General features: G+C 67.5%; 12 protein-coding genes and 1 tRNA gene. 5 read left to right on the top strand and 8 right to left on the bottom strand.

Going from position 1 to position 14,157, the window contains the following annotated elements:
- Positions 1–72: 72 nt before the first annotated feature.
- From C6A82_RS21250 to C6A82_RS21240, 3 genes are all read left to right on the top strand, one after another.
- Positions 73–1,707 (top strand): fatty acyl-AMP ligase, encoded by a 1,635-nt coding sequence (locus C6A82_RS21250; RefSeq protein WP_105347676.1) that lies wholly within the window; start codon positions 73–75, stop codon positions 1,705–1,707.
- Positions 1,708–1,809: 102 nt separating this feature from the next.
- Positions 1,810–2,778 (top strand): ATP-binding cassette domain-containing protein, encoded by a 969-nt coding sequence (locus C6A82_RS21245; protein ID WP_105347718.1) that lies wholly within the window; start codon positions 1,810–1,812, stop codon positions 2,776–2,778.
- Positions 2,775–3,623, top strand: coding sequence for an ABC transporter permease (locus tag C6A82_RS21240; RefSeq protein WP_105347678.1), 849 nt, complete (start codon positions 2,775–2,777; stop codon positions 3,621–3,623). Before C6A82_RS21245 ends, C6A82_RS21240 begins: the two co-directional genes overlap by 4 nt.
- An 81-nt stretch (positions 3,624–3,704) precedes the next feature.
- Here C6A82_RS21240 and pth read toward each other — a convergent pair whose 3' ends face one another.
- The 8 genes from pth to C6A82_RS21200 form a co-directional block, all read right to left on the bottom strand.
- A complete protein-coding gene (gene pth, locus C6A82_RS21235) occupies positions 3,705–4,283 on the bottom strand; it encodes an aminoacyl-tRNA hydrolase (RefSeq protein WP_105347679.1) in 579 nt (192 codons plus the stop codon).
- An 18-nt stretch (positions 4,284–4,301) separates the two neighbouring features.
- Entirely contained in the window at positions 4,302–4,994 is a 693-nt protein-coding gene (locus tag C6A82_RS21230; protein ID WP_105347681.1) for a 50S ribosomal protein L25/general stress protein Ctc, read from the bottom strand.
- Between the two features lie 133 nt (positions 4,995–5,127).
- On the bottom strand, positions 5,128–5,994 hold the full coding sequence (locus C6A82_RS21225; RefSeq protein ID WP_105347720.1) for an oxidoreductase: 867 nt from the start codon (positions 5,992–5,994) through the stop codon (positions 5,128–5,130).
- A gap of 50 nt (positions 5,995–6,044) precedes the next feature.
- Entirely contained in the window at positions 6,045–6,680 is a 636-nt protein-coding gene (locus tag C6A82_RS21220) for an LpqN/LpqT family lipoprotein (RefSeq protein WP_105347721.1), read from the bottom strand.
- A gap of 65 nt (positions 6,681–6,745) precedes the next feature.
- A complete protein-coding gene (gene arsC / locus C6A82_RS21215; protein ID WP_105347683.1) occupies positions 6,746–7,090 on the bottom strand; it encodes an arsenate reductase (glutaredoxin) in 345 nt (114 codons plus the stop codon).
- Positions 7,091–8,071: a ribose-phosphate diphosphokinase gene (locus C6A82_RS21210; RefSeq protein WP_105347689.1), complete on the bottom strand. Its 981-nt coding sequence runs from the start codon at positions 8,069–8,071 to the stop codon at positions 7,091–7,093.
- A 101-nt stretch (positions 8,072–8,172) separates the two neighbouring features.
- Positions 8,173–9,651: a bifunctional UDP-N-acetylglucosamine diphosphorylase/glucosamine-1-phosphate N-acetyltransferase GlmU gene (gene glmU, locus C6A82_RS21205; protein ID WP_105347690.1), complete on the bottom strand. Its 1,479-nt coding sequence runs from the start codon at positions 9,649–9,651 to the stop codon at positions 8,173–8,175.
- Between the two features lie 19 nt (positions 9,652–9,670).
- Positions 9,671–9,742: transfer RNA gene (locus C6A82_RS21200), tRNA-Gln, on the bottom strand.
- An 86-nt stretch (positions 9,743–9,828) separates the two neighbouring features.
- Here C6A82_RS21200 and C6A82_RS21195 point away from each other — a divergent pair.
- Positions 9,829–10,431, top strand: a complete 603-nt coding sequence (locus tag C6A82_RS21195; RefSeq protein WP_105347692.1) for a TetR/AcrR family transcriptional regulator — start codon at positions 9,829–9,831, stop codon at positions 10,429–10,431.
- 74 nt (positions 10,432–10,505) lie between these two features.
- The gene (mfd, locus tag C6A82_RS21190; protein WP_105347694.1) at positions 10,506–14,141 is read left to right on the top strand and encodes a transcription-repair coupling factor; all 3,636 of its coding nucleotides are present in this window, start codon (positions 10,506–10,508) and stop codon (positions 14,139–14,141) included.
- The last annotated feature ends 16 nt before the right edge of the window (positions 14,142–14,157 follow it).

The raw sequence follows: 14,157 nt of genomic DNA, 5'->3' as shown, positions 1-14,157 counted from the left end.
CCTCCCAGAAGGCGCCTACCAGCAGGTGGAGCATAAAACCTTGGCATTTGCGGTGACCCCGAGGAGGCTGTCGTGAGCAGATTCACCGAGAAGATGTACCGCAGTGCCCGTAACGCCACTACGGGCATGGTGACCGGTGAACCCCACGAACCCGTCCGTCACACCTGGGGCGAGGTGCACGAGCGCGCCCGCCAGATCGCGGGTGGCCTCGCCGCCGCGGGCATCGGTCATGGCGACGCCGTCGGCGTGCTCGCCGGCTTCCCGGTGGAGATCGCGCCGACCGCTCAGGGCCTGTGGATGCGCGGCGCCAGCCTGACCATGCTGCACCAGCCCACTCCGCGCACCGACCTTGTGGTCTGGGCCGAAGACACCATGAACGTCGTGCAGATGATCGAGGCCAAGGCCGTCATCGTCTCCGAGCCGTTCATGGTCGCCGTGCCCGTGCTCGAGGAGCACGGCATCGAGGTTCTGACCGTTCCCGAGCTGCTGGCGTCCGACCCGATCGATCCGATCGACGTCGACGAGGACGACCTGGCGCTGATGCAGCTGACGTCGGGCTCCACCGGCTCGCCGAAGGCCGTGCAGATCACCCACCGCAACATCTACTCCAACGCCGAAGCCATGTTCATCGGCGCCGAGTACGACGTCGAAAAGGACGTCATGGTCAGCTGGCTGCCGTGCTTCCACGACATGGGCATGGTCGGCTTCCTGACGATTCCGATGTACTTCGGCGCCGAGCTGGTCAAGGTCACGCCGATGGACTTCCTGCGCGACACCCTGCTGTGGGCGCGGCTGATCGACAAGTACAAGGGCACGATGACCGCGGCGCCGAACTTCGCGTACGCGCTACTGGCCAAGCGGCTGCGGCGGCAGGCCAAGCCCGGCGAGTTCGATCTGTCGACGCTGCGGTTCGCGCTCTCGGGCGCCGAGCCCGTCGAACCCGCGGACGTCGAGGATCTGCTCGACGCGGGTAAGCCGTTCGGCCTGACGCCGGGTGCGATCCTGCCCGCCTACGGCATGGCCGAGACGACGCTGGCGGTGTCCTTCTCGCCGTGCAACGCCGGCCTGGTGGTCGACGAGGTCGACGCCGATCTGCTTGCCGCTCTGCGGCGCGCGGTGCCCGCGACGAAGGGCAACACCCGCAGGCTAGCCACCCTCGGCCCGCTGCTGGAAGGCCTCGAGGCACGCATCATCGACGAGCAGGGCAATGTCATGCCCTCCCGCGGCGTCGGCATCATCGAGTTGCGCGGCGAGCCCGTCACCCCCGGCTACATCACCATGGGCGGTTTCATCCCGGCTCAGGACGAGCACGGCTGGTATGACACCGGCGACCTCGGCTACATCACCGACGACGGACATATCGTGGTCTGCGGTCGCGTGAAGGACGTCATCATCATGGCCGGGCGCAACATCTACCCGACCGACATCGAGCGGGCGGCAAGCCGCGTCGAAGGCGTTCGCCCCGGCTGCGCGGTCGCGGTGCGGCTCGACGCCGGGCACGCCAGGGAGACGTTCGCCGTCGCCGTGGAGTCCAACGCGTGGGAGGACCCCGACGCCGTGCACCGCATCGAGCGTCAGGTGGCCCACGAGGTGGTCGCCGAGGTCGACGTGCGGCCGCGCAACGTCGTGGTGCTGGGCCCGGGCACGATTCCGAAGACACCGTCGGGCAAGCTGCGCCGCGCGAACTCCGTCGCACTGGTCACCTAATTCCGCCGGCGTTGTCTGCGTCCGACACGCCGCTATCCGGCGGCATTGCGCGGATCGTCGCGGGGTAACGAGGTGTCGACGGCCGCCGATACGGTGGGTGTCATGCCTTCTCCTTCCGCCATCGAAGCCGTCGATCTGGTGAAGAGGTTCGGCGACAACACCGCCGTCGACGGCGTCAGCTTTTCCGTGGCTCCTGGAACCGTGCTCGGGCTGCTCGGCCCCAACGGGGCGGGCAAGACCACCACGGTCCGGATGATGACGACGCTGTCGGTACCGACCAGCGGCACCGCCCGGGTCGCCGGCTACGACGTCCGCGACGAACCCGACATGGTGCGCCGCCACATGGGCCTGACGGGCCAGGTCGCCACCGTCGACGAACTGTTGACCGGGCGCGAGAACATCCGAATGATCGGCGGCCTGTACGGCATCGCCCGACGAGAGCTCAACCGGCTGGCAGATGAACTGCTGGAACAGTTCTCGATCGCCGACGCCGCTGACCGGCCGGTGCGGTCGTACTCGGGTGGGATGCGCAGGCGGCTCGACCTCGCCGTCAGCCTCATCGCCTCGCCGCCGGTGCTCTTCCTCGACGAGCCGACGACCGGTCTGGACCCGCGCAGCCGCAGCGATCTGTGGGAGATGCTGCGCGGGCTCGTGGCACAGGGCACCACGCTGCTGCTGACCACCCAATACCTCGAAGAGGCCGACCAATTGGCCGACGACATCGTGGTCATCGACCACGGCCGGATCATCGCCCACGGCACGCCGCTCCAGCTCAAGCAGCAGGCAGGCACGGCCAGCCTGCTCGTCACCGTTTCGCATGCCGCCGACCTGCCTGCAGCGCGCGAACTGCTCGGCCGTACCGGCGCCGATGTGCACGTCGACGTCGGTGCGCGGCAGCTCACCGCGTCGGCCACCGGCATCGCCGAGCTGACCCGGGTGGCCGGTTGGCTGCAGGACAGCGCGATCGAAGTCGACGACATCGGCCTGTCCCGGCCGAGTCTTGACGACGTGTTCCTCTCGCTCACCGGCCACCGGGCCGACGCCGACCAAGCCGAGGAGAAGGGCGCATGACCGTCACGGTGCCACAGTCGAGCACCACATCGAACAGGCCGCAGATCCGACCGACCAATATCCTCGAGCAGTCGTGGATCATGGTCAAACGCAACATGACTCACACCAAGCGGATGCCGGAGATGCTGAGCGACGTGACGGTGCAGCCGATCATGTTCGTGCTGCTGTTCGCCTTCGTGTTCGGTGCGTCGATCGCGACAAGGGGTAGCGCGTCCTACCGCGAGTTCCTGCTGCCCGGGATCCAGGCCCAGACCATCGTCTTCACCGCCTTCGTCGTATCGACAGGGATCACCGCCGACATCGAGAAAGGCATCATCGATCGCTTCCGCTCGTTACCGATCAGGCGGTCAGCGGTGCTCATCGGGCGCAGCGTCGCGAGCCTGCTGCACTCGTCGATCGGTGTCGTGGTGATGGCGGTGACGGGCCTGTGCATCGGCTGGCGGATCCGGGGAAGCGTTGCAGAAGCGGTGTTGGCATTCGGGCTGATCCTGGTATTCGGGTTCGGCATGATCTGGTTCGGCATTTTGATCGGCTCGCTGATGCGCTCGGTCGAGGCGGTCAACGGCGTGATGTTCACCGTGCTCTTCCCGATCACGTTCCTGGCCAACACCTTTGCACCGACGGAGCCGATGCAGCACTGGCTGCGCGTCATCGCCGAATGGAACCCGGTGTCATCGCTGGCACAGGCGATGCGCGAACTGTGGGGTAACGGTCCGGCCGCACCGCCGGATGCGCAGCTGCCGCTGCACCACCCCGTGCTCGCCACCATCCTGTACTCGCTCGCGCTGACGGCGATATTCGCACCGGTCGCATTGCGCGCCTACGCGCGTCGCACCGAGAACTAGCGCGTCCACACTCCGCGAGACTGCAGCCACGCTTGCCCGCTCTCGCACTTTCTCTGCTGGAATGCCATTTCGCGGTAGGAGCTAATCCCAGGCGTGCACGGTGTTCTGGGCCGGCTCGAGGCCCTGCGCGACGAGCAACTCCGTAGCGTCGGCGGCCTGCTCGCAGAGCACCGGCACCTCGTGGCGCTCGACCTTGGCGAAGTTCTCCAGCACGAACGACGCTCCCGACTTGTGGCCGGGCGGACGTCCGATACCAATCCGCACGCGCTGAAAATCGTTGCTGCTCAACGCCGAAGCCACCGACCGCAAGCCGTTGTGGCCCGCGACGCCGCCACCGAACTTCAACCGAATCCTGCCGAAGTCGATGTCGAGCTCATCGTGGATGACCACCACGTCGGCAGGGGGCACCGAGTAGAACTTGGCCAACGGCCCGACCTGGCGGCCCGACTCGTTCATGTACACCCGGGGTTTGGCCAGCACTACCGCCCGGCCCGCGAGCCTGCCGGTGACGACCTTGGCACCGGACTTCTTGTGCACCTTGAACGTCGAGCCCATCCGGTCGGCGAGTATGTCGGCGACCATGAAGCCGAGGTTGTGCCGCGTCGTGGCGTAGTTGGGCCCGGGATTGCCGAGGCCCACCACCAAGAGTGGCTCGGCCATGTGGTGAAGAGTCTCCGGCTATTCGGAGGATTCTTCGGCGGCGTCGCCGCCCTCGCCCGCCTCGCCGTCGGCACCCTCTTCGCCCTCGACGACCTCTGCGGCTTCGCCTTCGGCGGCCTCGCCTGCACCCTCGGCCTCGAGATCTTCCTCGGTCGGTGCGGCGACGACGTTGACGACGAGCATCTCCGGATCGGAGATCAGCGAGACGCCGCCGGGCAGGGTGATCGACCCCGCGGTGAACTGGGTGCCGATGTCGGCGCCCTCGACCGACACGGTCAGCTGGTCGGGGATGGCCTGGACGTCGGACTCGATCTCGATGGTGTTGGTGTCCTGGGTGACGAGCGTGCCCGGGATCGCTTCACCCTCGACGATCACGTTGACCTCGACGGTCACCTTCTCACCGCGGCGGACGACGAGCAGGTCGGCGTGCTGGATGTTGCGCCGGATCGGGTGGATCTCCAAAGACTTGGTCAGCGCAAGCTGCTCGTTGCCCTCGATGTCGAGGGTCAGCACGGCGTTGGTGCCGGTGTGCCTGAGCACGGCGGCGAAGTCGCGACCCGACAGCAGCAGGTGCTGGGGGTCGGCGCCGTGGCCGTACAGCACGGCGGGGACCTGGCCGGCGCGGCGCGCGCGGCGCGATGCACCCTTGCCGGTCTCCTGGCGTACCGATGCCGTCAGTTTGTTCTCGCTGCGAGCCGCAGTCTTGGCCATGCGTGTTGCTCCTCTTGTGCCGGTCAGTCCTCGTCCGCGGCAGGGTCGCAACTACGTATTGCGGAATCCCGTCGATAACGGTGGCACGTGCCACCCTCGCCGTGACGCCCGCACAGGTTATCCGATCAGGGCCTCACAGTGCGAATTCGGTGCCCGTGAGCTGCTCGGACAGCTCCCACAGGGCGGCCGCCTTCGTGGCGTCGCGGGCCAGGGGACTGCGCATCGCGGGTCCACTCGGGCCCCACATTGCGAACCGCGGGCCGACGAAGGTGTCGCCCGGCAGGTCCGCCGACACCGCATAGAGCGTCTGCCGCGCGCCGAATGCGGCGTCGGTGGCCAGGCGGTTGCCCGCCTTCGCGAACCGCTCGCCGATCGCATTGCCGCTGTGACCCTGCAGGTTGGTGGCCGAATACCCGGGATGCACCGCGTGCGCCTTGAGGCTGGAGCCCGCCGCGGTCAGCCGGCGCTGCAGCTCACTGGTGAACATCAGGTTGGCCAACTTCGACTGGCCGTAGGCCGGCCACGCCAGGTACGGCCGAGACTTCCAGTTGAGGTCTTTCAGGCTGATGTAACCCAGCAGGTGCAGCATCGACGACACCGTCACCACCCGGTCGGTGATCTTCGGCAGCAGAAGGTTGGTCAGCGCGAAGTGGCCGAGGTGGTTCGTGCCGATCTGGCTTTCGAACCCGTCGACGGTCGTGGCATACGGCACAGCCATGATTCCGGCGTTATTGACCAGCACATCGACGCCGTCGAGTCTGTCGGCGAAGGTGCGCACCGACGCGAGATCCTGCAGGTCAAGCTTGCGCACCTCGACGTCACCCGTCATGCCCGCAGCGGCCGCATCGCCCTTGTCGGTGTTGCGCACCGCGAGGATCACCCTGGCCCCGACCCGGGCCAGCTCGCGCGCGGTGATTTCGCCGAGCCCGCTGTTGGCGCCGGTGACGACGACGGTGCGGCCGGTGAACGAGGGCAGGTCGGCGGCAGTCCATCCACTCATGACGGCCACCCTAACCGGCTGCGCCTTGTCGGCTCCTCGCGCGGCGCCGGCTACTTCTTGGGGGCGACGTTGAACCCGCCGATGATCGACTCGATGTCGGGCGCATCGGCCTGCGCCTTTTCGGCGTAGCCGGTCACGGTGAGTTGCACCAGATAGCGCAGTTTGGCCGGCGGCCCTCCGGTCGCCAGGACGACGCGGTTGTAGGAATGCATTCGCCTGCCGTTGAGGTCGTAACTGCCCTCGATCATCGAGGACGGGAAGCCCTTGAAGTCATCGAGCGACGCGTTGAGCTCCTTGAAGTTCTGCGACAGCTTGGCGTCGGCGTTGCCGTGTTCGATGGCCTTCTTCGCGTCGAAGTCCCCGCCGGTCAGCTGGAAGACCATTAACATCGCGGTGGGGTAGGTGTCGCCCTTGGCGATGACGCGGGTGCCCGGTGCGAACCGCGGATTGCTGTACGGCTCCCAGCCTTTAGGCCGCGGCAGGGTGATGACGAGGTCGGTCAGCTTGTCAGCCGCGACGGGTTTTCCGATAACCCCCGCGCTCTCCAGGTACTGCGCGATCGGGACCGGCGTCTCGGTCTCGGTCGGCTTGGCGCTCGTGGTGGTGGTCAACACCGAGGTGTAGTCGGCGGACTGCGCGCCGCAGCCCGCGGCGGCGATGGACAGCAACGCGAAGATCGCCGCTATGCGGGTACTTTTCTGCTCCTCGCGTGCGCGGTGCCTTTTTCGCTCCTCGCGTGCGCGGTGACGCGTCACAGAATCTCGCGAACGGAGTCGAGCGGCCTGGCCAGCCGGGTGCCTCGTGGAGTGACGACGAACGGTCGCTCGATCAGGATCGGATGGGTGACCATGGCGTCGAGCAGCGCGTCGTCGTCGGCGTCGTCGAGATTCAGCTCGGCGTAGAGCGATTCACGCTTGCGCACCGCGGTGCGCACATCGATGCCCGCGTCGTCGATCAGCTTGACCAGCTCGGCGCGCGATGGCGGCGACTTCAGGTACTGGATCACTTCCGGCTCGATCCCGTTGTCGCGCAACAGCTCCAGCGCCTTGCGAGACGTCGTGCAGCGGGGATTGTGATAGATGACGGACTCAGTCACTTACGCAGACCCGTCGAAAAGTCCTGTCACCGAACCGTTCTCGAATACGGCGCGAATGGTGTCGGCCAGCAGCGGCGCGATGGACAACACGGTCAGCTGCGGGAACTGCTTGTCTTCGCCGATCGGCAGGGTGTTGGTGACGATCACCTCGCGAGCGCCGCAGTCGGCCAGCCGTTGAGGGGCGGGATCGGACAGCACGCCGTGCGTCGCTGCGATGACCACGTCCTTGGCGCCGTCTTCGCGCAGCAGCTTCACCGCCCCGGCGATCGTGCCGCCGGTATCGATCATGTCGTCGGTGAGGATGCAGGTCTTGCCCCGCACGTCGCCGACCACGCGGTTGGACACCACCTGGTTGGGCACCAACGGATCGCGGGTCTTGTGGATGAAGGCCAGCGGTACGCCGCCCAGCGCGTCGGCCCACTTCTCTGCGACGCGCACACGGCCGGAGTCCGGCGACACCACGACCATGTCGTGATCGTGGTAATTCGCAGCGATGTAGCCGGTGAGCAGGTTCTGCGCCCGCATGTGGTCCACCGGTCCGTCGAAGAAGCCCTGGATCTGGTCGGTGTGCAGGTCCACGGTGAGGATCCGGTTGGCGCCTGCGGTCTTGAGCAGGTCGGCGACCAGGCGTGCGGAGATCGGCTCGCGGCCGCGGTGCTTTTTGTCCTGACGCGCGTAGGGATAGAACGGCAATATCGCGGTGATCCGCTTGGCGCTGCCGCGCTTGAGCGCATCGATCATGATCAGCTGTTCCATCAGCCACTTGTTGAGCGGCGCAGGGTGGCTCTGGAGGACGAACGCGTCGCATCCGCGGACCGATTCGTCGAACCTGACGAAGATCTCGCCGTTGGAGAAGTCGCGGGAGGTCTGCGGGGTGACCGGGGAGTCGAGTTCCTTGGCGACCTGTTCAGCCAGTTCCGGGTGCGCGCGACCCGAGAACAGCATCAAATTCTTGCGGTTGTCGGTCCACTCGGTGCCCACTGTGTGCCCTTGCCGGTCGGGGATCGATGTCGCCTTATCGTACGTTTCACGGCTGGACGTGCGTGGCCGGGTAGCCAGAACACAAACGGAAACCGACCGGCTCACGTCGTCTGATCGTCCCCGGGTTCGGCGCCTTCGCTGGATTCACGGGCTCGCCTGGCGGCCTCCGCGGCGGAGGAGTTTGGACGCTTGCGCTCCACCCAGCCCTCGATATTGCGCTGCGGGCCCGCCGAGACGGCCAGCGCACCCGGGGGCACGTCGTCGCGGACCACTGTGCCCGCTCCTGTGTACGCGCCGTCGCCGACGGTCACCGGCGCGACGAACATCGTGTCGGAGCCGGTGCGTACGTGCGACCCGATCGTGGTGCGGCGTTTGGTCTCGCCGTCGTAGTTGACGAAGACGCTCGACGCGCCGATATTGCTGTGCTCCCCGATGTCGGCGTCGCCGACGTAGGTCAGATGCGGCACCTTGGTGCCGGTGCCGAGCGTGGCGTTCTTCGTCTCCACGAAGGCGCCGAGCTTGCCGACGTCGCCGAGCGTGGTGCCGGGGCGCAGATAGGTGAACGGGCCGACGGTGGCGCCGTCGCCGATCGCCGAAGCCGAACCGTGAGTGCGGACCACCGTCGCGCCCTCGCCGACGGTGACATCGGTCAGGGTGGTGTCCGGGCCGATCTCGCAGCGGCCGCCGATACGGGTGGCGCCCTGCAGCTGGGTGCCCGGCTGGATGACGGTGTCGCGGCCGACGCTCACGTCGACGTCGATCCACGTGCTGGCCGGGTCGACGACCGTGACGCCTGCCCGCTGGTGGGTGGCGATGATGCGTCGGTTGAGTTCGGCGGCCAACTCGGACAGCTGCACGCGGTCGTTGACTCCCGCGACAAGGGCGGCGTCGTCGATGTGCTTGGCGCGCACGATCCGGCCGTCCTGCCGGATGATCGAGATCACGTCGGTCAGGTACAGCTCCTGCTGGGCGTTGTGGGGTTGCAGCCGGTCGAGCGCCGAACGCAGCACTTCGATGTCGAAGGCGTACACGCCTGCGTTCACCTCGTCGATCGCCTTCTGCGAACGGGTGGCGTCGGCTTCCTCGACGATGCCGATGACCTCGCGATCCTGCGTGCGCAGAATCCGGCCGTAGCCCGTCGGATCTGGGACCGTCGTCGTCACCACCGTCGCCGCGGCGGTTTCGGCGCTGTGGGTGACGATCAGGTCGGCCAGGGTGTCGGCGTCCATCAGCGGAACGTCGCCGGAGGTCACCACGACGGTGCCCGCGAAGTCGCCGGGCAGGGCGGTCAGCCCGCAGGCGACAGCGTGGCCGGTGCCGTGCTGCTGTTCCTGTACGGCGATGTCGATGGTGCGGCCCAGGGTCTCGGCCAGTTCGGTGACGGCCGGGGTGATGCGTTCACGCTCGTGGCCGAGGACGACGACGAGGTGTTGGGGGGCGACCTTGGCCACCGAGTGCATGACGTGCGAGAGCATGCTGCGGCCCGCCAGCGTGTGCAGCACCTTCGGGATGTCGGAACGCATTCGTGTGCCCGCACCGGCGGCCATCACCAGGATTGCGGATTGGCCGTGCTCGGTCATCTCTTCACCCTTGCAGACGCTCCGTCGCCAGGACTCGAACCTGAACTATCTGAACCAAAATCAGAGGTGCTGCCGATTACACCACGACGGACTGATCAACCCGTGATGGTAGTCCAAGCAACTAGGCTGACCGGTGTGGCATTACCCGACAAGGAACTGCGTGCACCCCGCGCCCGGATGACCGGTGCCGAGCGGCGTCACCAGCTCATCGACGTCGCGCGGACGTTGTTCGCGCAGCGCGGGTACGAGGGCACCTCGATCGAGGAGATCGCTCAGCGGGCGAACGTCTCCAAGCCCGTCGTCTACGAGCATTTCGGTGGCAAAGAGGGCCTCTACGCCGTCGTCGTCGACCGCGAGATGTCCGCGTTGCTCGACGGCATCACGTCGTCGTTGACGAGGACCACCAACAACCGGTCCCGGCTGCGCATCGAGCGGGTGGCGCTGGCGCTGCTGACCTACGTCGACGAGCGCACCGACGGCTTTCGCATCCTGATCCGCGACTCGCCTGCGGCCATCACGTCGGGCACGTATTCGACGCTTCTCAACGAGGCCGTCAACCAGGTGTCGTCGATCCTCGCCGGGGACTTCGAGCGGCGCGGCCTCGACCCCGACATGGCGCCGCTGTACGCCCAGGCGTTGGTCGGTTCGGTGTCGATGACGGCGCAGTGGTGGCTCGATGTGCGCGAGCCGAAGAAGGAAGTGGTCGCAGCGCATCTGGTGAACCTGTGCTGGAACGGGCTGATGCATCTCGAGGACGATCCGCAGCTGCTCGACGAGTAGCGATTTCGGCGCGGTAATCGACGCTCAGCGCACGTGAGCGCGCCCAATTCGCAAGTAACTACGATGGCATCATCATGACCGCATCGGGGACCATTCGTGTCGAGACCCCGATCGCCGGCCTCGTCGACCTGGCGCTCCGCGACCCCTGTCTGCAAGACGTCATCGGCCGTGCCGCCGATCGACCCGCCGACCTCGCGCTCGTCGGCCCGGCCAGCGCGAGGCTGTTCGCCGCCTGCGCGCTCGTCCAGGCCGGGCCGCTGCTGGTGGTCACCGCGACCGGCCGCGAGGCCGACGACCTGACCGCCGAGCTGCACGGCGTCTTCGGCGACTCGGCAGCGCTGTTCCCGTCGTGGGAAACGCTTCCGCACGAACGGCTGTCGCCGGGTGTGGACACCGTCGGCGCGCGGATGATGGTGCTGCGGCGGCTGGCCCGACCCGACGACGAGCGGCTGGGTCCCCCGCTGCGCGTGGTTGTCACCACGGTGCGGTCGCTGGTGCAGCCGATGGCGCCAGACCTGGCGGAGATCGAACCGGTCACCCTGGCGCTGGGCGGCGAGGCCGACTTCGATGCCGTCATCCACCGGCTGGTCGAGCTGGCCTACACGCGCGTCGACATGGTCGGCAAGCGAGGAGAGTTCGCGGTCCGCGGCGGCATCCTCGACGTCTTCCCGCCCACCGCCGAGCACCCGGTGCGCATCGAGTTCTGGGGCGACGAGATCTCCGAGATGCGGATGTTCTCGGTCGCCGACCAGCGCTCGATACCGGACATCGACGTCGACGTCATGATCGCGGTGCCGTGCCGCGAGCTGCTGCTGACCGACGACGTCCGGATCCGCGCGTTCGAGCTGGCCGCCGAGCACCCGCGCACCGGCAACGAGGTGCCCGGCAGCGTGCCCGACATGCTGGCCAAGCTCGGCGAGGGCATTCCCGTCGACGGTATGGAGGCCCTGCTGCCGCTGCTGCGGCCCACCGAGCTTTCGCTGCTCAGCGATCATCTGCCCGCGGAGACACCGCTGCTGATCTGCGATCCGGAGAAGATCCGCACCCGTGCGGCCGACCTGATCAAGACGGGTCGTGAGTTCCTGGAGGCGTCCTGGTCGACGGCGGCGGTCGGCGGCGACGCGCCCATCGACATCGAGGCGCTCGGCGCATCGGGCTATCTGGACCTCGACGGCGTGGCCGCGGGTGCCCGCGATGGCGGCCATCCGTGGTGGACGCTCAGCCAACTCGGCTCCGAGGACGCGATCGAGTTGGACATTCGCTCGTCGCCGTCGGCCCGCGGACAGCAGTCGGGCGTCGACGAGATCTTCGCGATGTTGCGGGCCCATGTCGCGACGGGTGGAACCGCCGCCATCGTCACACCAGGCACCGGCACCGCGCACCGCGTCTGCGAGCAGTTGGCGGATGCGGACACGCCCGCGGCGATGCTCGAGTCGGGTGAGACGCCGAAACCGGGCGTCGTCGGCGTGCTCAAGGGCCCGCTGCACGACGGCGTCGTGCTGACGGGGGCGAACCTCGTCGTCGTCACCGAGACCGACCTGACCGGCAACCGGGTGAGCGCCCCCGGCGGCAAGCGGTTGGCGGCCAAGCGCCGCAATGTCGTCGACCCGCTGGCCCTGACCGCGGGTGACCTCGTCGTGCACGACCAGCACGGCATCGGCCGCTTCGTCGAGATGGTGGAGCGCACCGTCGGCGGCGCGCGGCGCGAGTACCTGGTGCTGGAGTATGCATCGAGCAAGCGCGGTGGCGGATCGGACAAGTTGTTCGTGCCGATGGACTCACTCGATCAGCTCTCGCGGTATGTCGGCGGCGAGTCGCCCACCCTGAGCCGGCTGGGCGGCAGCGACTGGGCGAACACCAAGACCAAGGCTCGGCGGGCGGTCCGTGAGATCGCCAGCGAGCTCGTGTCGCTGTACGCCAAGCGGCAGGCGTCGCCGGGCCATGCGTTCGGCCCCGACACGCCGTGGCAGGCCGAGATGGAGGACGCGTTCGGCTTCACCGAGACCATGGACCAGCTGACCGCCATCACCGAGGTCAAGCGCGACATGGAGAAGCCGATCCCGATGGACCGGGTGATCTGCGGCGACGTCGGCTACGGCAAAACCGAGATCGCGGTGCGGGCGGCGTTCAAGGCTGTCCAGGACGGTAAGCAGGTCGCGGTCCTGGTGCCGACGACGTTGCTCGCCGATCAGCACCTGCAGACGTTCGCCGAGCGGATGGCCGGCTTCCCGGTCACCGTGAAGGGGTTGTCGCGGTTCACCGGCCCCGCCGAGTCGCGCGCAGTGCTCGACGGCATGAAGGACGGCTCGGTCGACATCGTCATCGGCACGCACCGGCTGTTGCAGACCGGGGTGACCTGGAAGGACCTCGGCCTCGTCGTCGTCGACGAGGAGCAGCGCTTCGGCGTGGAGAACAAAGAGCACATCAAGTCGATGCGCACCCACGTCGACGTGCTGACGATGAGTGCCACCCCTATCCCGCGCACACTCGAGATGAGCCTGGCCGGGATCCGCGAGATGTCGACAATCCTCACGCCGCCGGAGGAGCGCTATCCGGTGCTGACGTACGTCGGCCAGCACGACGACAAGCAGATCGCCGCCGCGCTGCGCCGCGAGTTACTGCGCGACGGGCAGGCGTTCTACATCCACAACCGGGTGCGCTCGATCGACCAGGCGGCCGCGAAGGTGGCTGCGCTGGTGCCGGAGGCGCGCGTCGTCGTCGCACATGGGCAGATGCCCGAGGAACAGCTGGAACGCACCGTCGAGGGGTTCTGGAACCGCGAGTACGACGTGCTGGTCTGTACGACGATCGTGGAGACCGGGCTGGACATCTCCAACGCCAACACGTTGATCGTCGAGCGCGCCGACACGTTCGGCCTGTCGCAGTTGCACCAGCTGCGGGGCCGTGTGGGGCGTTCACGTGAGCGCGGCTACGCCTACTTCATGTATCCGCCCGAGGTTCCGTTGACGGAGACGGCGTATGACCGGCTGGCGACGATCGCGCAGAACAACGAGCTCGGCGCGGGCATGGCAGTCGCCATGAAGGACTTGGAGATTCGCGGCGCGGGAAACGTGCTCGGCGTCGAGCAGTCCGGCCATGTCGCGGGTGTCGGGTTCGACCTGTACGTGCGACTGGTCGGTGAGGCAGTCGAAGCGTATCGAGCCGCTGCCGACGGCAAAACCGTTGCCGCCGCGCCGGAACCGAAGGATGTGCGCATCGACCTGCCCGTCGACGCGCATCTGCCGCCCGACTACATCGCCAGCGATCGGCTGCGGCTCGAGGGCTACCGGCGCCTGGCGTCGGCCGCCGACCAGGACGGTGTCGGCGCGGTGGTGGACGAACTCGTCGACAGGTATGGCCCCCTGCCGGAACCCGCGCAGCTGCTCGTATCGATCGCGCGGTTGCGGCTGTTGGCCCGTGAATACGGCATCACCGAGATCAGTGCGCCGTCGGCGTCGACGCTGCGGGTGTCGCCGATGACGCTGCTGGACTCGGGGCAGCTGCGGCTGAAGCGGATGCATCCAAGTGCCGGTTACCGCGCGACGACGTCGACGGTGCAGGTGCCGATTCCGCGGTCGGGTAGCGGTGTCGGCGCACCGCGCATCCGTGATCTCGAGTTGGTGCAGATGGTCGCCGACCTGATTCTGGCCCTGAACGGAAAACCGCAGGGCAGCGTCGACATCACCGCCAACTCGGTTTCACCTGTTTGATCGACAGACACAGCGG

The organism is Mycobacterium sp. ITM-2016-00318 (genome assembly GCF_002968285.2).
Lineage (GTDB): Bacteria > Actinomycetota > Actinomycetes > Mycobacteriales > Mycobacteriaceae > Mycobacterium.
This window is presented reverse-complemented; position numbering and strand designations above follow the sequence as displayed.

Bases quoted from the DNA above. Each gene is read 5' to 3' on its own strand.
- C6A82_RS21245 (WP_105347718.1), top strand. From the start codon at position 1,810: ATGCCTTCTCCTTCCGCCATCGAAGCCGTCGATCTGGTGAAGAGGTTC.
- C6A82_RS21240 (WP_105347678.1), top strand. From the start codon at position 2,775: ATGACCGTCACGGTGCCACAGTCGAGCACCACATCGAACAGGCCGCAG.
- pth (WP_105347679.1), bottom strand. From the start codon at position 4,283: ATGGCCGAGCCACTCTTGGTGGTGGGCCTCGGCAATCCCGGGCCCAAC.
- C6A82_RS21230 (WP_105347681.1), bottom strand. From the start codon at position 4,994: ATGGCCAAGACTGCGGCTCGCAGCGAGAACAAACTGACGGCATCGGTA.
- C6A82_RS21225 (WP_105347720.1), bottom strand. From the start codon at position 5,994: ATGAGTGGATGGACTGCCGCCGACCTGCCCTCGTTCACCGGCCGCACC.
- glmU (WP_105347690.1), bottom strand. From the start codon at position 9,651: ATGACCGAGCACGGCCAATCCGCAATCCTGGTGATGGCCGCCGGTGCG.
- C6A82_RS21195 (WP_105347692.1), top strand. From the start codon at position 9,829: ATGACCGGTGCCGAGCGGCGTCACCAGCTCATCGACGTCGCGCGGACG.
- mfd (WP_105347694.1), top strand. From the start codon at position 10,506: ATGACCGCATCGGGGACCATTCGTGTCGAGACCCCGATCGCCGGCCTC.